Here is an 18,615-nt window from a genome sequence, read left to right on the forward strand (position 1 = left end):
GCTTCAGTCGAGCGTTTCGACCTTGACGCGCAGCGTCATGTCTTCCCGGCCTTGCGTGGAATAGCGATTAGCCAGACCTTGCTGATCGGCGACCGACTGGTCGCTGGCACCGGCGAGCGTGATCCATTCGCCCAGGCGTCCACTGACCTGGCTGTCGGTGCTTTGTACCTTGATGACGTCCGGCCGTTCCTGGCTCAGGCGATCACGGTTGGTGGTGATGCTCAGGTGTACCGTGTCGCCGGTGACGCTGGCGGTCACGTAAAAACCCTGGGTAACGTTGCGGTACTCGGTGTTGCTCTGTGCATAGCCGTAGGAATCGGATTGCGAGGTGGTCAGCGGCACGCTTTGCCCTATCTGGATCAGCGCTGGCGCACCTTCAGTGGTCTGTACTTGCTGGACGCCGCCTTCACGGCTGGCGGTGCCGTAATTGATGATGCGCGACTGATTGGCGCCTTGTGTGTTGCGCGCTGCACTGTCGCTGGTATCGACGCTGATCAGCAGGCGCTTGGGCGCGGTATCGAGTTGCGTGATCAGGGCGCGCAGCTCGTCGATCTTGCGCGGTTCGGCATTGATGATCAGTTGGTTGTTGTAAGCGCTAACTTTGCCATCCTGGCCAAGGAATGATTTCGCCACCGGCAGCAGCTCATCGCTGGTGCGAAAATTGAGTGGCACTACTTCGGTAGCGGCCATGACGCACACGCTACATGTGATGAGTATTGAGGTGAGCAGGCTGCGCAGGAACATGTCCCTATCTCCACTGATACGTCTGGAAAGACTTGAGTTTGCCACTTTGTCGGCCTGAGAGGGGGCAAGTTGAATCGTGCACGGCAAAACGCCCCGCGACCTCATTTCGGCCTGGTCAGGCTGAAGTGGGGAAGCGGGGCGCTTATTGGCTGTATCGGGAGATCAGCGGGTATCGCGAACCATGTCGACGTGCGGAAGGCCAGCCTCCAGAAACTCTGCGCTGACGACAGTAAAGCCGTGGCGCTGATAAAACGCTGTGGCATGCACCTGAGCGCTGAGTTTCTGTGGTTTGAGACCCCGTCGCTCGGCATCGTCGATGACGGCGTTAAGCAGCGCATCGCCGACTTTCAAGCCGCGCCAGTCCTTGAGAACCGACAGTCTGCCGATTTCACCGTCCGGCAGCAGCCGTGCGGTGCCAATCGGGAAATCACCTTCATAGGCCAGGAAATGAATCGCGCCAGCATCTTCGGCGTCCCATTCCAGTTCTGCAGGTACGGACTGTTCTGCGATAAACACCGCTTCGCGAATTCTGCGAATCTCAATGTTGTCCTTTTGCCAGTCGGCGACTCGGACGTGGATTTTATTCATCGGCAAATCCCAGGCTTCCTTGTTTGACCAGTTCACAGAGCAGGTTTCGTCCATGTTCGTCGCTCAGCCATGGAGCGAGATTTTCGCTGTGCAACGCATCGGCAGCACAGATCATTTTCAACAGTTCACGCAGGTGACCGGGCAGCAGGCGGCTCTGGCCGCTGGCGAACAGTAGCAGGTCTTCGTCAACTTCGGACCACGCCAGGCGTGCGCTTGGGTTGCGGATGAGAACTGCACCCTGTTCCAGGCTACCGAGCAAGTCTTCTTCCTCAAGCTCAGGACCCACTACCAGTTCAGGGTAGCGCGGCTCGGTCATGAACTGGCCGAACCAGGTGAGCAGCAGGCGCTCATCGCCCATATGCTCGGCCAGCAGGGCTTTCAGGCGATCCAGCGCGTCATGCTGAATCTGGTGCGGATCGCTAACCGGTTGCGCGTCGGCGTCGGTGTAGCGTTCTTCGTCAGGGATGAACTGGCTGAGGAAGTCGGTGAAGTGGGTCAGCACTTCGGCAGCGCTGGGTGCGCGAAAGCCGACCGAGTAGGTCAGGCATTCATCGACCGCGACGCCGCAGTGAGCCAGGCGCGGCGGCAGGTAGAGCATGTCGCCGGGTTCCAGGGTCCATTCTTCGGTGCCCTGGAAGTCAGCAAGTATGCGCAGGTCGGCATGTTGCAACAGCGCGCTCTCGGCGTCGCACATCTGACCGATCTGCCAGTGGCGCTTGCCGTGGCCTTGCAGCAGGAACACATCGTAGTTATCGAAGTGCGGGCCAACGCTGCCACCCGGTGCGGCATAGCTGATCATCACGTCATCAATGCGCCAGCTGGGCAGGAAACGGAAATTCTCCAGCAGCTCGCTGACTTCCGGGACGAATTGGTCCACGGCCTGTACCAGCAGGGTCCAGTCACGTTCCGGGAGTTTGCTGAATTCGTCCTCGGCGAAAGGGCCGCGACGCAGCTCCCACGGGCGTTCGCCGTTTTCGATGACCAGACGCGACTCGACTTCTTCTTCCAGGGCAAGGCCGGCCAGTTCGTCAGGATCGATCGGGCTTTCGAAACCCGGTATCGCCTGACGGATCAGCAGGGGCTTTTTCTGCCAGTAGTCACGCAGGAAGACGCGAGCGCTGATGCCGCCCAACAATTGAAGAGGAATATCAGGATTCATGTGTAACCTATTGAAAAAACGTGTTTTATAGACAGGAATAAAAACGCCCGGCACTGCCGGGCGTGTGCAATTGTTTACCGCGGGTCAAATGCGCTTGGCTTGAGCCACGGCATTGCCGATGTAATTGGCCGGGGTGAGCTTTTTCAGCTCGGCCTTGGCTTCGGCTGGCATGTCCAGGCCGTCAATGAACGTCTGCAGCACTTCAGGGCTGATGCCCTTGCCGCGTGTCAGTTCCTTGAGTTTCTCGTACGGGTTTTCGATGTCGTAGCGGCGCATGACTGTCTGGATCGGCTCGGCCAGAACTTCCCAGCAGGCGTCCAGGTCGGCGGCGATCTTCTGCTCGTTGAGCTCCAGCTTGCTGATGCCCTTGAGGCTGGCTTCATAGGCAATGACGCTATGAGCGAAGCCCACGCCCAGATTACGCAGCACTGTCGAGTCAGTCAGGTCACGCTGCCAGCGGGAGATCGGCAACTTGCTGGCCAGATGCTGGAACAGCGCGTTGGCGATGCCCAGGTTGCCTTCGGAGTTTTCGAAGTCGATCGGGTTGACCTTGTGCGGCATGGTCGACGAACCGATTTCGCCAGCGATGGTGCGCTGCTTGAAATAGCCCAGGGAAATGTAACCCCAGATATCGCGGTCGAAGTCGATCAGGATCGTGTTGAAGCGGGCGATCGCGTCGAACAGCTCGGCGATGTAGTCATGCGGCTCGATCTGGGTGGTGTAGGGGTTGAAGCCCAGGCCCAGTTCGTCTTCGATGAAGGCGCGCGCGTTGGCTTCCCAGTCGATGGCCGGGTAGGCCGAGATATGCGCGTTGTAGTTGCCGACCGCACCATTGATCTTGCCCAGCAGCGGCACCGCTGCGATCTGGGTGATCTGACGCTCCAGGCGGTAGACGACGTTCGCCAGCTCTTTGCCCAGGGTCGTCGGCGAAGCCGGTTGGCCGTGGGTACGGGACAGCATTGGTACGTCAGCGAAACGGATGGCCAGTTCGCGAATGGACTCGGCGATCTGGCGCATCAACGGCAGCATGACGTTGTCGCGGCCTTCACGCAGCATCAGGGCGTGGGACAGGTTGTTGATGTCCTCGCTGGTGCAGGCGAAGTGGATGAATTCGCTGACCTTGTCCAGCTCAGGCAGCTTGGCAGCCTGTTCCTTGAGCAGGTACTCCACGGCCTTGACGTCGTGGTTGGTGGTGCGCTCGATCTCTTTCACGCGCTCGGCGTGGGTGATCGAGAAGTCTTCAGCCAGGGTGTTGAGAATCGCGTTGGCTTCGGCAGAAAACGCCGGGACTTCAGTGATTTCCGGGTGTGCGGCCAGGCGCTGGAGCCAGCGCACTTCAACCATGACGCGAAAACGGATCAGGCCGTATTCGCTGAAAATTGGGCGCAGGGCCTGAGTTCTGCCGGCGTAGCGGCCGTCTACAGGGGAAACCGCAGTGAGCGAAGAAAGCTGCATGGGGTGTTCTCGGACAGTCGGGCAACGAAATGGGGCGCGTATCATACATGAAAAACGGGCCAGATCCGTGCGGTCTGACCAGCGTATGGTGCGCGGCGTTTGTAAGTATCGATTACTGGTGCCCGGCGAATCAGCCGTGCATCAGTGGGTACAATTCTTTCAATAGCTTGCGCCGACTAACGACCAACTGCCAGCGGTGACCGCCAACTTGTCGCCACAGACGGGCCGAGCGTATACCGGTCAGTAACAGCGCGCGGATCTTCGACGCGTTGTTCGGTTGTTGCAGGTTGCGCATGTCGCCGTGGACCTGGATCCGCTGGCGCAGGGTGCTCAGCGTGTCCTGATACAACGCGCCGCAGGCGGAAACCACGTTTTCATGGGCAACACCAAAATGCTCGGCCTGGGATTGAATCTGCGGCAGGCGCTTGCCGATGACGTCCAGCATGTCGTCACGCTTGGCCAGCTGGCGCTCAAGGCCCAGCATCGACAAGGCGTAGCGCAGCGGTTCGCGTTGCAGGGTCGCCGGGTCGCGCTCCAGGGCGCTGGCCAGTGCGCGATAGCCTTCGCGCAGGTTCAGATCATCGCCGCCATACACGTCCAGCGTGTCCTTGGGGTCCAGCACCAGCAGGCTGCCGAGCATGCAGGTCATCGCGGCCTCGCTGGATTGCCCGGTCTTGGCGATGCGGTCGACCAGCACTGCGGCCTGAAAGACACCGCCCAGGGCGGTGAGTTGTTCCTGAATCGGGGTCATCAACGCTTGTCCTTGCTGTGCCACGGTTCGGCGATTTCAATCACGCCGCCACCCAGGCAGATTTCGCCGTCGTAGAACACCACGGACTGACCGGGTGTCACGGCACGTTGAGGCTCGTCGAAACTGGCTCGATAGCCATCAGCGGTCTGTTCCAGCGTGCACTGCTGATCGCCCTGGCGATAACGCACTTTGGCTGTCAGCCTGCGCGGCGTGCTCAGGTCGACCGGGTTGACCCAGTAGATCTGCGAGGCGATCAGTGCCTGGGAAAACAGCCATGGATGGTCGTTACCCTGGCCGACGATCAGCTCGTTGTTTTCCAGATCCTTGACCAGCACGTACCACGGATCATCGCTGGCGTCTTTCAAACCGCCGATGCCCAGGCCCTGGCGCTGGCCGATGGTGTGGTACATCAGGCCGCTGTGGCGCCCGATGACTTCGCCTTCGGTGGTCTTGATCTCGCCGGGTTGGGCGGGCAGGTATTGACGCAGGAAATCCGTGAAGCGCCGTTCGCCGATGAAGCAGATGCCGGTGGAGTCTTTCTTCTTGGCGGTGGCCAGGCCGTGTTTCTCGGCGATGGCGCGCACTGCGGGTTTTTCCAGTTCGCCGACCGGAAATAATGTCCTGGCGATCTGCTCACCGCCCACGGCATGCAGGAAGTAGCTCTGGTCTTTGTTCGCGTCCAGGCCCTTGAGCAGTTCGGTGCGGCCGTCGATATCGCGGCGGCGCACGTAGTGGCCGGTGGCAATCAGGTCGGCGCCGAGCATCAGGGCGTAGTCGAGAAACGCCTTGAACTTGATTTCGCGGTTGCAGAGGATGTCCGGGTTCGGCGTACGACCGGCCTTGTATTCGGCCAGGAAATGCTCGAACACGTTGTCCCAGTATTCTGCGGCGAAGTTGGCGGTGTGCAGCTTTATGCCAATCTTGTCGCAGACGGCCTGGGCGTCGGCCAGGTCTTCGCGAGCGGTGCAGTAGTCCGTTCCATCGTCTTCTTCCCAGTTCTTCATGAACAAGCCTTCCACCTGATAACCCTGCTCCATGAGCAGAACGGCGGAAACGGAAGAATCTACGCCGCCGGACATGCCGACGATGACGCGCTTCGTTGCTGAATCGGAAAGGGCTGGATCACGCATAGGGATTCAATGTGTGGCTTCGAAAAGGACGCGATTCTAACAGGCTGAGGTCGCCGAGTCTCACACGCTGTCGCGCAGCATGCTCAGACTGAAGTGCTCGCCGCTCAGGTAATCGTCTACGCAGCGCATTACCAGCTCGCTGCGCCAGCGATCCTGTTCAGCCTGCAATTGATCGCGGGTCAGCCACAGCGGGCCGATGATGCCATCGTCCAGCTGATAGTCGGGATGATGACGCAGGGGCTTGGCGGCAAAGCAGATACGCTGATAAGTCACGCCGTTGCTGGGCGCGGTGTACAGGTAAATCCCGATGACTCTGGTGAGCTCGACGTCCCAGCCGGTTTCCTCCAGGGTTTCGCGCACTGCGGCGTTTTGCAGGGTTTCATCCGGGTCCAGATGGCCGGCGGGCTGGTTGAGCACGGCTTTCCCGCCTTTGAGCTCTTCGACGATCAGGAAGCGGCCCTGATCTTCGACAATGGTCGCGACGGTAACGTGGGCTTGCCATTGCATGGTCAATTTTCTCTGTGCGAACGGTCGGCGCAACAGTGCTGAGGTTTTGCCTGTCGCAGATACAGAAACCCCGGCGCGAGGCCGGGGTTCCTTTAGCGCAGGCGTTTTCAGACGCCTGACCGATGCAGCCTTAAACCAGCGAAGCGATCGCTGCGTTGAAGGTCGCACTTGGACGCATGATCTTGCTGGTCAGTTCGGCGTTCGGGTAGTAGTAACCACCGATGTCCGCAGGCTTGCCTTGAACGGCATTGAGCTCGGCAACGATTTTTTCTTCGTTGTCGGCCAGGGTTTTCGCCAGCGGGGTGAACTGCGCTTTCAGAGCTGCATCGTCGTTCTGAGCCGCGAGTGCCTGGGCCCAGTAAAGCGCCAGGTAGAAGTGGCTGCCGCGGTTGTCGATGTTGCCGACTTTGCGCGAAGGCGACTTGTTGCGGTCCAGGAACTCACCGGTAGCCTGATCCAGAGTCTTGGACAGAACCAGCGCTTTCGGATTGTTGTAGGTGCTGCCCAGGTGTTCCAGGGAAGCCGCCAACGCCAGGAACTCGCCCAGGGAATCCCAACGCAGGAAGTTTTCTTCGACCAGTTGCTGAACGTGTTTCGGAGCCGAACCGCCCGCGCCGGTTTCAAACAGGCCGCCACCGCTCATCAGCGGTACGATCGACAGCATTTTGGCGCTGGTGCCCAGTTCCATGATCGGGAACAGGTCAGTCAGGTAGTCGCGCAGCACGTTACCGGTCACCGAAATGGTGTCCTTGCCGGCGCGAGTACGCTCCAGGGTGAAGTTCATCGCGTCGACAGGCGACATGATGCGGATGTCCAGACCCGAAGTGTCGTGGTCGCGCAGGTACTTCTGGACCTTTTCGATCATCACGCCGTCGTGGGCGCGGACCGGGTCGAGCCAGAACACCGCCGGGGTGTTGCTGGCGCGAGCGCGGTTGACGGCCAGTTTGACCCAATCCTGGATCGGCGCGTCCTTGGCCTGGCACATGCGCCAGATATCGCCAGCTTCAACCTTTTGTTCCATCAGCAACTTGCCGTCGCTGTCGGTTACACGAACAACGCCGTCAGCCTGGATGTGGAAGGTCTTGTCGTGGGAGCCGTACTCTTCGGCTTTCTGCGCCATCAGACCCACGTTAGGCACGCTGCCCATGGTGGTCGGATCGAAGGCGCCGTGTTTCTTGCAGTCTTCGATGGTGGCCTGATAGATGGTTGCGTAGCAGCGGTCCGGGATCACAGCCTTGGTGTCGTGCAGTTCGCCGTCGGCGCCCCACATTTTGCCGGAGTCACGGATCATTGCCGGCATCGATGCGTCGACGATCACGTCGCTTGGCACGTGCAGGTTGGTGATGCCTTTGTCGGAGTTGACCATCGCCAGCGGTGCGCGCACGGCGTAGACGGCTTCGATGTCTGCCTTGATTTCGGCTTGTTTCTCGGCTGGCAGCACAGTAATGCGGTCGTACAGGTCGCCAATGCCGTTGTTCAGGCTGAAGCCGACTTGCTTGAGGATGTCAGCGTGCTTGGTCAATGCGTCCTTGTAGTACTCGGCGACGATCTGACCAAACATGATCGGGTCGGAGACCTTCATCATGGTTGCTTTCAAGTGCACGGAGAACAGTACGCCCTTGGCTTTGGCGTCTTCGATCTCGGCGGCGATGAAGTTGCGCAGGGCTTTTTTGCTCATGGTGGAGCAATCGAGGATCTCGCCTGCTTTCACGGCAGTCTTTTCTTTCAGGACGGTGGTCGTGCCGTCTTGAGCGATCAGTTCGATCTTGACGCTGCCGGCGGCTTCAATCAGGGCAGCTTTCTCGCTGCCGTAGAAATCGCCTTCGCTCATGTAAGAGACGTGAGATTTGGACTCGGGGCTCCACGCGCCCATCTTGTGCGGGTGCTTGCGGGCGTAGTTCTTGACCGACGGCGGGGCGCGGCGATCAGAGTTGCCTTCGCGCAGAACCGGGTTCACGGCGCTGCCTTTGGTCTTGTCGTAGCGGGCGCGTACGTCTTTTTCAGCGTCGGTGCTCGGTGCTTCCGGGTAGTCGGGAATAGCAAAGCCCTGCTCCTGCAGTTCTTTGATAGTCGCTTTGAGTTGCGGGACCGAGGCGCTGATGTTGGGCAGCTTGATGATGTTGGCTTCTGGCGTGGTGGCCAGGTTGCCCAGTTCGGCAAGATGATCCGCTACTTGCTGATCGGCGCGCAGCGATTCCGGGAAGCTGGAAAGAATGCGGGCTGCCAGAGAGATGTCTCGCGTTTCAACGTCGATATCAGAGGAGGCAGTGAACGCTTCGATGATAGGGAGAAGCGAGTAGGTGGCGAGGGCAGGGGCTTCGTCGGTGAAGGTGTAGATGATCTTCGAGCGGTTGGACATTTCGTATGAACTCTCTTTTGCTGAGCATGCACAAAATCTCGATGCGCGCAGGGTATGCACTCTTGCTCACAGTCGCTTCATGAGCCTAAGTCGAGGTTTATTCGCGATTGATGATGGTGGGTGCATCAGTCGAGCGTCGACCGGTGAGCTGTTATGGCAGCCCAACGCCTATAAAGGCTGAACGTCACGTTTCAGACTGGTCAACCCCTATGACCCGGTAGTCACGCCGGGAGTATATCAAACCCTTGGTCTTAAGCATTAATGCTATGCGTGCTAACGAATGAGCGATATAGGCCGTTGGTCGAGGGTCGTGGGTGCAACCCCCTCTGTATTCTTGCCCGGCAATGGCCCGCGGGGCTTTGCCAGCCGGGCGGCGCGGCCGGGAGTTTGCGGGCAGAGCCACCACTGACTACGCTCAATCGCAGCCAGGATGTCTCAACAGACCCACACCCCCACCGCAATACAAGCAATAGGGAGTACAAGAACAATGGGCTACCAGAAGATTCAGGTTCCAGCCGTCGGCGAAAAAATCACCGTCAACGCGGATCACTCCTTGAACGTGCCTGATAACCCGATCATTCCCTTCATCGAAGGTGACGGAATCGGCGTCGATATCAGCCCGGTCATGATCAAGGTGGTCGACGCGGCCGTCGAAAAAGCCTACGGCGGCCAGCGCAAGATCTCCTGGATGGAGGTCTATGCCGGCGAAAAGGCGACTCAGGTTTACGATCAGGACACCTGGCTGCCCCAGGAAACGCTGGATGCAGTCAAGGATTACGTCGTTTCGATCAAGGGACCGCTGACGACCCCGGTCGGTGGCGGAATTCGTTCCTTGAACGTCGCCCTGCGCCAGCAGCTGGACCTGTATGTCTGCCTGCGCCCGGTGCGCTGGTTCGAGGGTGTGCCCAGCCCGGTCAAGAAGCCCGGCGACGTCGACATGACGATCTTCCGGGAAAACTCCGAAGATATTTATGCCGGGATCGAGTGGAAAGCCGGTTCGCCCGAGGCTATCAAAGTCATCAAGTTCCTCAAGGAGGAAATGGGCGTCACCAAGATTCGTTTCGACCAGGACTGCGGGATTGGCATCAAGCCGGTTTCAAAGGAAGGGACGCAGCGCCTGGCGCGCAAGGCCTTGCAGTACGTCGTGGACAACGACCGTGAGTCGCTGACCATTGTGCATAAAGGCAACATCATGAAGTTCACCGAAGGCGCCTTCAAGGAATGGGCCTACGAGATTGCGGCTCAGGAGTTCGGTGCCACGCTGCTTGATGGTGGTCCGTGGATGCAGTTCAAGAATCCAAAGACCGGCAGGAATGTCATCGTCAAGGACGCTATCGCCGATGCAATGCTCCAGCAGATTCTGTTGCGCCCCGCCGAATATGACGTGATCGCGACCCTGAATCTCAACGGCGACTATCTTTCTGATGCGTTGGCAGCCGAGGTGGGCGGGATCGGCATCGCGCCGGGGGCCAATCTTTCCGACACGGTCGCGATGTTCGAGGCCACGCATGGCACGGCACCTAAATATGCAGGCAAGGATCAGGTCAATCCGGGTTCGTTGATTTTGTCCGCAGAGATGATGCTGCGTCACATGGGCTGGCTCGAAGCGGCAGACCTGATCATCAAGGGCACAAACGGCGCTATTTCCGCGAAAACTGTTACCTATGATTTCGAGCGCCTGATGGAGGGCGCGACGCTGCTGTCTTCATCAGCCTTCGGCGATGCGCTGATATCTCACATGTGAATCTGATTGCTGCGAGGTAAGCCAAATCGGCCGGTTCAAGTCTCTGAACCGGCCGATTTGTCAGATGGCGTAGTGGGTCGCACGCCGGGGGTCGTCAGGCAGTAACTTTATCGGTCTTGCTTGCGTGACTTGGGATTTCAGCGGGTGCCGAAGCGTTATCGCTTACGACGGCTGCCTGAATATTCACAGCATGCAAGCCCTTGGGCCCCTGAATGATCTCAAAATTGACCGCTTGGCCAGCCTTGAGGGTTTTGTAGCCGTCCATCTTGATGGCCGAGTAATGGGCGAACAGATCTTCTTCTTTGCCGTCGGCAAGGATGAAGCCATAGCCTTTTGCATTATTGAACCACTTGACCTTACCGCTGAGCATAGTCACATCCCTCTGCAAAGGACTCCGTTGGGAGTATCATCCACCTCATCCGCCGGACCTAAAAAAATTTTGGTTGACTGCGCGGACCCTTTTTACCCAATGTGGGTTCTATTGTTTGTAACACCGTTTAGCCGATAGTCAAGGTCATGCGGCGGTCCGTTTGAAAACCGGTCAGACTGAGGCTAATTATTTTCAATCCGCCTTCTACGAACTTTTCTTTCCATGCATGCAATCAGCAAGATTCGACTAACATTCAATCAGGACAGTCCAGGTTCCCGTGAGGATGACGCGGCTGGCATCGCAGTTCAGGACGCCAAGCCGACGCTACAGGCGCCGCCGATGTACAAGGTGGTTTTATTTAACGACGATTACACCCCGATGGATTTCGTTGTTGAAGTGCTCGAGGTGTTTTTTAACCTGAATCGTGAGCTGGCGACCAAGGTCATGCTGGCCGTCCATACAGAGGGACGGGCAGTATGTGGATTGTTTACCCGCGACATCGCCGAGACCAAGGCAACGCAGGTGAACCAATACGCCAGGGAAAGCCAGCATCCGCTACTCTGTGAGATCGAGAAGGACGGTTAAACGCCGACCACTTGGGTATGAGGTGAAGCTATGTTAAACCGTGAGCTCGAAGTCACCCTCAATCTGGCCTTCAAGGAGGCTCGCTCCAAGCGTCATGAATTCATGACCGTCGAGCACCTCCTGCTGGCTCTATTGGATAATGAGGCTGCCGCCACTGTTCTGCGTGCCTGCGGCGCAAACCTCGATAAGCTCAAGCATGATCTGCAGGAGTTCATCGACTCCACCACACCGTTGATCCCGGTCCACGACGAGGATCGCGAAACCCAGCCAACCCTGGGCTTCCAGCGTGTGCTGCAGCGTGCTGTCTTCCACGTGCAGAGTTCCGGCAAGCGTGAAGTCACCGGCGCCAACGTGCTGGTTGCGATTTTCAGTGAGCAGGAAAGCCAGGCAGTGTTTCTGCTCAAGCAGCAGAGCGTTGCACGCATCGACGTTGTCAATTACATCGCGCATGGCATTTCTAAAGTGCCTGGGCACGGCGATCACTCTGAAGGTGAGCAAGATATGCAGGACGACGAGGGCGGTGAGTCTTCTTCTTCAGGCAATCCTCTGGATGCCTATGCCAGCAACCTCAACGAACTGGCACGCCAGGGTCGAATCGACCCGCTGGTCGGTCGTGAGCTTGAGGTCGAGCGCGTTGCGCAAATCCTCGCCAGACGCCGGAAAAACAACCCGTTGCTGGTTGGCGAGGCTGGCGTAGGCAAGACCGCAATCGCCGAAGGCCTGGCCAAGCGTATTGTCGACAATCAGGTGCCTGATCTGCTCGCCAATAGCGTCGTTTACTCCCTTGATCTTGGCGCATTACTGGCCGGGACCAAGTACCGTGGCGACTTTGAAAAACGCTTCAAAGCGTTGCTCAATGAGCTGAAGAAACGGCCACATGCCATTCTGTTCATCGATGAAATCCACACTATCATCGGTGCCGGTGCGGCATCCGGCGGCGTGATGGATGCTTCGAATCTGCTCAAGCCGTTGCTTTCTTCGGGTGATATCCGCTGCATCGGTTCGACTACGTTCCAGGAATTTCGTGGCATCTTCGAAAAAGATCGCGCCCTGGCACGCCGCTTCCAGAAAGTTGATGTGTCTGAGCCTTCGGTGGAAGACACCATTGGCATTCTCAGAGGGCTCAAAGGTCGTTTCGAGCAGCATCACAATATCGAGTACAGCGACGAAGCGCTGCGCGCGGCTGCCGAGCTGGCTTCGCGCTACATCAATGATCGGCATATGCCGGACAAGGCTATCGATGTGATCGATGAGGCGGGCGCCTATCAACGTCTGCAGCCGATCGAGAAGCGCGTCAAACGGATTGAAGTGGCGCAAGTTGAAGACATCGTGGCGAAAATCGCACGTATTCCGCCTAAACACGTCAATAGCTCCGACAAGGAGCTGCTGCGTAACCTTGAGCGCGATCTCAAGCTGACGGTGTTTGGTCAGGATGCGGCGATCGACTCACTGTCAACGGCTATCAAACTGTCGCGTGCGGGCTTGAAGTCGCCGGACAAACCGGTCGGTTCCTTCCTGTTCGCCGGTCCTACCGGTGTCGGCAAGACCGAAGCGGCTCGTCAGCTGGCCAAGGCGTTGGGTATCGAGCTGGTGCGTTTCGATATGTCCGAGTACATGGAGCGTCACACCGTATCGCGTCTGATCGGTGCGCCTCCAGGTTATGTCGGCTTTGATCAGGGCGGTTTGCTCACTGAAGCGATCACCAAGCAGCCGCATTGCGTATTGCTGCTCGATGAAATCGAAAAAGCGCATCCGGAAGTCTTCAATCTGCTGCTGCAGGTGATGGATCACGGGACCTTGACCGACAACAACGGGCGCAAGGCTGACTTCCGCAATGTGATCGTCATCATGACCACGAACGCAGGCGCCGAAACGGCAGCGCGTGCGTCCATCGGCTTTACCCATCAGGACCACTCGTCTGATGCGATGGAAGTGATCAAGAAGAGCTTCACGCCTGAGTTCCGCAACCGTCTGGACACCATCATTCAATTTGGTCGCCTCAGTCACGAGGTTATCAAGAGCGTGGTGGACAAGTTCCTTACCGAGCTTCAGGCGCAGCTGGAAGACAAGCGAGTCCTGCTCGAAGTCACCGATGCGGCACGCAGCTGGTTGGCGGCGGGTGGTTACGATGCACAGATGGGCGCTCGACCAATGGCGCGTTTGATTCAGGACAAGATCAAGCGTCCGCTGGCTGAAGAGATCCTGTTCGGCGAATTGGCTGAGCACGGTGGTGTTGTGCACATCGACGTCAAGGATGGCGAGATGACCTTCGATTTCGAGACCACGGCGGAAATGGCCTAAGCCTCGAACACAGCCCCGAAAAAAAGCCCCGCGTCTCGCAAGAGCCGCGGGGCTTTTTGTTGGCGACACTATTCTGTTGGAGCGAGGCTTGCCCGCGAATCAGTCGCTGCGGTACGGCAGGCAAGCCTTGTAATCGACCTTCGCGGGCAAGCCTCGCTCCAGGAAAACCCTTTGCGCGCGACAAAACTCAGACGAACAAAAACGCCCGGCAGATGCCGGGCGTTTTCGTCAAGACTTGCTTAACGGGCGCGGTAAGTAATGCGCCCTTTGCTCAAGTCGTAGGGCGTCAGTTCAACACGCACCTTGTCGCCGGTAAGAATACGGATGTAGTTCTTGCGCATCTTGCCGGATATATGCGCGGTTACGACGTGCCCATTTTCCAACTCCACACGAAACATGGTGTTGGGCAGGGTGTCGACGACAGTGCCTTCCATTTCGAAGCTGTCTTCTTTCGACATGCAGTAAAGCCCTCGGTATCCAATGAGTGGCCCGGTGCAAGTGGCGCCAGGCAAAAGCGGCGTGCATTGTGCCCGAAAAATGATGTTTAAGCCAAGGGCTTCAGTAAAGAGTGACCCATCTCTGATTTGTCAGCAGCTCAATGGGCCGATATTGAGTCTTGTAATTCATCTTTTGGCAGTTCTTTATCCAGTACCCCAGATAGACCGCGTGGAGCTTGAGGCGCGAGGCTTCAGCTATTTGCCACAAAATCGCGTATCGCCCCAGACTGCGGCGCTCTTCAGTTGGTTCGTAGAAGGTGTAAACCGCTGAAAGGCCATTGGGCAGCAGGTCGGTAACCGCCACTGCAACCAAGCGTTTCTCGACGCGAAATTCGTAGAATCTGCAGAAGGGCAGGTCGCGAACCAAAAAAGTCGAAAACTGGTCGCGACTGGGTGGAAACATGTCGCCATCGGCGTGCCTTTGTTCGATATAGCGCTGATAGAGATCGAAATACTCTTCGGTGAAGTGCGGCTTGGTACTGCTGACCTGGATATCCGCGTTGCGTTTGAAAATGCGCTTCTGTTGCCGATTAGGTACGAACAGGTCGACAGGGATTCTGGCAGGGACGCACGCGCTGCAATTCTGGCAGTGAGGTCGATACAGGTGATCGCCACTGCGGCGGAAGCCCATGTCCGAGAGGTCGGCATAGACCTTGACGTCCATCGGCTGGCTGGGGTCCAGGAACAGCGTGGTCGCCTGTTCCTCAGGCAAATAGCTGCAGGAATGGGGTTGAGTGGCATAAAACTTAAGCCGGGCCAGCTCTGTCATGATCGCCCCCCTGATAAAAACCTTTAGTTAGAGTGTATGTCAGGCTGCTGAACTCGCCTAGGCAGCCAGTCGGCGTTATTTGGCAGGTCCAGATGCCGACGCAGATATTCGGCAAACGCCTGGCGCGGGATGGGGCGAGCGCCAAAGCTGTGCAAATGGCCGGTTGGCATCTGGCAGTCGATCAGTACGAAACCCCAGTTGCTCAAACGCTCCACCAGGGTGGCAAAACCCACTTTCGATGCGTTATCGGCATGGCTGAACATCGATTCCCCGAAGAACAGCTGCCCCATGGCCAAACCGTACAAGCCGCCCACCAACGTACCGTTTTCCCAGACTTCTACGCTGTGGGCATGACCGCGCTCGTGCAATTCCAGATAAGCGGCCTGCATCGGTCCGGTGATCCAGGTGCCGTCCGCATAACTGCGCGGCCCTGCGCAGGCGCGTATCACTGCGGCAAAGTCCTGATCGAAGGTCACCTGAAAACGCCCCTGCCGAATGACTTTGCCCAGGCTGCGTGATACATGCAGCTCTTCGGGAAATATCACCGTGCGCGGATCCGGTGACCACCAGAGGATCGGCTGGCCTTCCTGGAACCACGGGAAGCAGCCGTGGCGATAAGCTTGAATCAGCCGGTCCGCAGACAGATCACCGCCCGCGGCGAGCAAGCCATCAGGCTCGCGCAGGGCTTTTTCCAGCGGCGGAAATACCAGGCTGTTGCGCTGCAACCAGGTCAGCATGAGGTCAGGGCTGTGCGAGAGGGGAGGGCGATAAACGCAATGCTGCAACTCTGCGTGACATGCGTGGTCATAAGCGGTCGTCCTTTTGAGGTCGGTCTCCTGACCGTATGATGGCTTTTTGGGTGATAAGTCACCCTGAATTCGTACGGCCTGGAACGTTTCGCGAAGCTGAGCAAGGTACGTCTCATAAGTCTTTGTCAGCAAAGGCAATGCGTGCTCAAATTGACCGTTCCCGGTGAGTCTTGAAGATATGCTACACCCAAGCCAGACTAGCGTGGCATCGACGGTGCAAACCCGTACAATGCCAACCTTGTTTCTTGTCTTTCGAGTCATCGTCCGGTCCGCGCCTGGCAGCGCACCGTCTACACCCGTTTTCAGGATTGACGATCCTTATTTCGTGAATACAGTACGTTCGACGTCAACCATCAGATGTTCGCGCTCCAGCGCAGGAAAAAAAGCGTTTTGAAGAAATCCACCGCAGCACCCAGCCCCGTTCCGCTTTGGCGGCAGCAATTGCACTACCGGCTCAAGGAAGGTGCGCTGATCGCTTTCGGCGCCCTGTGCCTGTATTTGATGATGGCACTGCTGACCTACGACCAGAATGATCCCGGCTGGAGCCACACCAGCAGCGCGGTACAAGTCCAGAACGCGGCCGGGCGTGCGGGTGCTTTTTGCGCTGACATCCTGTTCATGGTGCTGGGCTACTTTGCCTACATATTCCCGTTGCTGCTGGCGATCAAGACGTATCAGATCTTCCGTCATCGCCACGAACCCTGGCAGTGGAGCGGCTGGCTATTCTCCTGGCGCTTGATCGGCCTGGTGTTTCTGGTTCTGGCCGGTGCGGCGCTGGCGCATATTCATTTCCACTTTGCGGCAGGTTTCCCCGGTTCGGCGGGTGGCGTTCTGGGTGAAATTCTGGGCGATATGGCCAAGAAAGCCTTGAACATCCAGGGCAGCACCTTGTTGTTCATTGCCCTGTTTTTGTTCGGCCTGACGGTATTTACCGATCTGTCCTGGTTCAAGGTCATGGACGTGACCGGCAAGATCACCCTGGATCTGCTGGAGCTGTTCCAGGGCGCGGCCAGCCGTTGGTGGACTGCACGCAACGAGCGCAAGCAAATGGTTGCGCAATTGCGGGAAGCCGATAATCGGAGCTACGACAAAGTAGCGTCTGTCGCAGGCGAGCGGCGCGAGCCGGTCAAGCCCAAAGAGCGCCCGATCGAGCCGCCACGTGAACAAGTCTTCACCAAGCCGGTGGCCGAGCGAGAAAAACACATTGCTGCGGTCATCCCGCCAGCACCCGCCAAGGCCCCCGAGCCAAGCAAGCGCGTGCTGAAAGAAAAGCAGGCGCCGCTCTTCGTCGACAGCGCTGTGGAAGGCACGTTGCCGCCCATCTCGATTCTCGACCCGGCAGAAAAAAAGCAGCTCAATTACTCGCCAGAGTCCCTGGCCGCAGTCGGCAATCTGCTGGAAATCAAGCTCAAGGAGTTTGGCGTAGAGGTTACCGTCGACTCGATTCATCCAGGCCCGGTCATCACCCGTTACGAAATTCAACCCGCTGCGGGCGTGAAAGTCAGCCGTATCTCCAACCTCGCCAAGGACCTGGCGCGTTCCCTGGCGGTCACCAGCGTTCGGGTAGTTGAGGTCATTCCTGGCAAAACCACGGTCGGCATCGAGATTCCTAACGAAGACCGGCAGATCGTGCGCTTCTCCGAAGTGCTGTCGACGCCTGAATACGACGATGCCAAATCGCCGGTGACGCTGGCCCTGGGTCACGATATCGGCGGCAAGCCGGTGATTACCGATCTGGCGAAGATGCCGCATTTGCTGGTTGCCGGTACTACCGGTTCCGGTAAATCGGTGGGCGTGAACGCGATGATTCTGTCGATCCTGTTCAAGTCCGGCCCGGAAGACGCCAAGCTGATCATGATCGACCCGAAAATGCTTGAACTGTCGATCTACGAAGGCATCCCGCACTTGCTCTGTCCGGTGGTTACCGACATGAAGGACGCCGCCAACGCCTTGCGCTGGAGCGTTGCCGAGATGGAGCGTCGCTACAAGCTGATGGCGAAGATGGGCGTGCGTAACCTGTCGGGCTTCAATCAGAAGGTCAGGGAAGCGCAGGAAGCCGGAACCCCGCTGGTTGATCCTCTGTACAAGCGTGAAAGCATTCACGACGAAGCACCGCTGTTGACCAAGTTGCCGACCATCGTGGTGGTGGTGGACGAATTTGCCGACATGATGATGATCGTCGGCAAAAAGGTCGAAGAGCTGATCGCGCGTATCGCACAAAAGGCTCGTGCGGCAGGGATTCACCTGATTCTCGCAACCCAGCGGCCTTCGGTTGATGTGATCACCGGTCTGATCAAGGCCAACATTCCGACGCGGATGGCGTTCCAGGTGTCGAGCAAGATCGACTCGCGGACCATCATCGACCAAGGCGGCGCCGAGCAATTGCTGGGTCACGGTGACATGCTTTACATGCCGCCGGGCACCAGCCTGCCAATCCGGGTCCATGGCGCCTTCGTTTCCGACGATGAGGTTCACCGCGTTGTCGAAGCGTGGAAACTGCGCGGGACGCCGGACTACAACGAAGATATTCTGGCAGGCGTTGAAGAGCCGGGCAGTGGCTTCGATGGCGGCAGCAGCGAAGGCTCCGACGACAGTGAAAGTGATGCGCTTTACGACGAAGCGGTCAAGTTCGTCCTGGAAAGTCGTCGCGCCTCGATTTCTGCGGTCCAGCGCAAGCTGAAGATCGGCTACAACCGCGCCGCGCGCATGATCGAAGCCATGGAAATGGCGGGCGTCGTCACTTCCATGAACACCAACGGGTCTCGCGAAGTCATCGCACCGGCGCCGATGCGTGACTGACAGCAAGACTATGAACAACCTGTCCGCCGATGCATTGGATGCGTCGGC

At 58.1% G+C, this 18,615-nt stretch carries 16 protein-coding genes; 4 read left to right on the top strand and 12 right to left on the bottom strand.

Features of this window, described 5'->3' with window-relative positions; translation table 11 throughout:
• Positions 1 to 3 precede the first annotated feature (3 nt).
• The 8 genes from AFK24_RS14005 to AFK24_RS14040 form a co-directional block, all read right to left on the bottom strand.
• Positions 4 to 744 carry a secretin N-terminal domain-containing protein gene (locus AFK24_RS14005; RefSeq protein ID WP_065833771.1) on the bottom strand — a complete coding sequence of 247 codons (741 nt, stop codon included), beginning with the start codon at positions 742 to 744 and terminating at the stop codon, positions 4 to 6.
• Between the two features lie 162 nt (positions 745 to 906).
• Entirely contained in the window at positions 907 to 1,332 is a 426-nt protein-coding gene (locus AFK24_RS14010) for a GNAT family N-acetyltransferase (RefSeq protein ID WP_065833772.1), read from the bottom strand.
• Positions 1,325 to 2,491, bottom strand: coding sequence for a cupin domain-containing protein (locus tag AFK24_RS14015; RefSeq protein ID WP_065833773.1), 1,167 nt, complete (start codon positions 2,489 to 2,491; stop codon positions 1,325 to 1,327). The genes AFK24_RS14010 and AFK24_RS14015 overlap by 8 nt, the downstream gene beginning before the upstream one ends.
• 84 nt (positions 2,492 to 2,575) lie before the next feature.
• Positions 2,576 to 3,946: an adenylosuccinate lyase gene (gene purB, locus AFK24_RS14020; RefSeq protein WP_065833774.1), complete on the bottom strand. Its 1,371-nt coding sequence runs from the start codon at positions 3,944 to 3,946 to the stop codon at positions 2,576 to 2,578.
• A 130-nt stretch (positions 3,947 to 4,076) separates the two neighbouring features.
• On the bottom strand, positions 4,077 to 4,697 hold the full coding sequence (gene hflD / locus AFK24_RS14025; RefSeq protein ID WP_065833775.1) for a high frequency lysogenization protein HflD: 621 nt from the start codon (positions 4,695 to 4,697) through the stop codon (positions 4,077 to 4,079).
• Positions 4,697 to 5,827 (bottom strand): tRNA 2-thiouridine(34) synthase MnmA, encoded by a 1,131-nt coding sequence (mnmA, locus tag AFK24_RS14030; RefSeq protein ID WP_047571881.1) that lies wholly within the window; start codon positions 5,825 to 5,827, stop codon positions 4,697 to 4,699. The genes hflD and mnmA overlap by 1 nt, the downstream gene beginning before the upstream one ends.
• A gap of 60 nt (positions 5,828 to 5,887) precedes the next feature.
• Positions 5,888 to 6,334, bottom strand: coding sequence for an NUDIX hydrolase (locus tag AFK24_RS14035; protein WP_065833776.1), 447 nt, complete (start codon positions 6,332 to 6,334; stop codon positions 5,888 to 5,890).
• Between the two features lie 130 nt (positions 6,335 to 6,464).
• Positions 6,465 to 8,693, bottom strand: coding sequence for an NADP-dependent isocitrate dehydrogenase (locus AFK24_RS14040; protein ID WP_065833777.1), 2,229 nt, complete (start codon positions 8,691 to 8,693; stop codon positions 6,465 to 6,467).
• A 487-nt stretch (positions 8,694 to 9,180) separates the two neighbouring features.
• Between AFK24_RS14040 and icd the strand changes: the two genes are divergently transcribed.
• Complete coding sequence (gene icd, locus AFK24_RS14045; protein WP_065833778.1) at positions 9,181 to 10,437, top strand: NADP-dependent isocitrate dehydrogenase; 1,257 nt, start codon at positions 9,181 to 9,183, stop codon at positions 10,435 to 10,437.
• Positions 10,438 to 10,531: 94 nt separating this feature from the next.
• On the opposite strand, the gene cspD is transcribed toward icd, so the two are convergent.
• Complete coding sequence (cspD, locus tag AFK24_RS14050) at positions 10,532 to 10,807, bottom strand: cold shock domain-containing protein CspD (protein ID WP_065833779.1); 276 nt, start codon at positions 10,805 to 10,807, stop codon at positions 10,532 to 10,534.
• A 222-nt stretch (positions 10,808 to 11,029) separates the two neighbouring features.
• Between cspD and clpS the strand changes: the two genes are divergently transcribed.
• Both clpS and clpA read left to right on the top strand, forming a co-directional pair.
• On the top strand, positions 11,030 to 11,392 hold the full coding sequence (gene clpS, locus AFK24_RS14055) for an ATP-dependent Clp protease adapter ClpS (protein WP_020290217.1): 363 nt from the start codon (positions 11,030 to 11,032) through the stop codon (positions 11,390 to 11,392).
• 30 nt (positions 11,393 to 11,422) lie between these two features.
• Complete coding sequence (gene clpA / locus AFK24_RS14060; protein WP_065833780.1) at positions 11,423 to 13,693, top strand: ATP-dependent Clp protease ATP-binding subunit ClpA; 2,271 nt, start codon at positions 11,423 to 11,425, stop codon at positions 13,691 to 13,693.
• A 239-nt stretch (positions 13,694 to 13,932) separates the two neighbouring features.
• Here the strand turns inward: clpA and infA are convergent, their stop codons facing one another.
• From infA to aat, 3 genes are all read right to left on the bottom strand, one after another.
• Positions 13,933 to 14,151 (bottom strand): translation initiation factor IF-1, encoded by a 219-nt coding sequence (infA, locus tag AFK24_RS14065; protein WP_002553999.1) that lies wholly within the window; start codon positions 14,149 to 14,151, stop codon positions 13,933 to 13,935.
• 100 nt (positions 14,152 to 14,251) lie between these two features.
• Complete coding sequence (locus tag AFK24_RS14070) at positions 14,252 to 14,959, bottom strand: arginyltransferase (RefSeq protein ID WP_065833781.1); 708 nt, start codon at positions 14,957 to 14,959, stop codon at positions 14,252 to 14,254.
• A 23-nt stretch (positions 14,960 to 14,982) separates the two neighbouring features.
• Complete coding sequence (aat, locus tag AFK24_RS14075; protein WP_065833782.1) at positions 14,983 to 15,696, bottom strand: leucyl/phenylalanyl-tRNA--protein transferase; 714 nt, start codon at positions 15,694 to 15,696, stop codon at positions 14,983 to 14,985.
• 429 nt (positions 15,697 to 16,125) lie between these two features.
• Between aat and AFK24_RS14080 the strand changes: the two genes are divergently transcribed.
• On the top strand, positions 16,126 to 18,567 hold the full coding sequence (locus AFK24_RS14080) for a DNA translocase FtsK (RefSeq protein ID WP_170826330.1): 2,442 nt from the start codon (positions 16,126 to 16,128) through the stop codon (positions 18,565 to 18,567).
• Positions 18,568 to 18,615: the final 48 nt, after the last annotated feature.

The sequence above is a fragment of the Pseudomonas syringae genome (assembly GCF_001698815.1).
Lineage (GTDB): Bacteria > Pseudomonadota > Gammaproteobacteria > Pseudomonadales > Pseudomonadaceae > Aquipseudomonas > Aquipseudomonas syringae_A.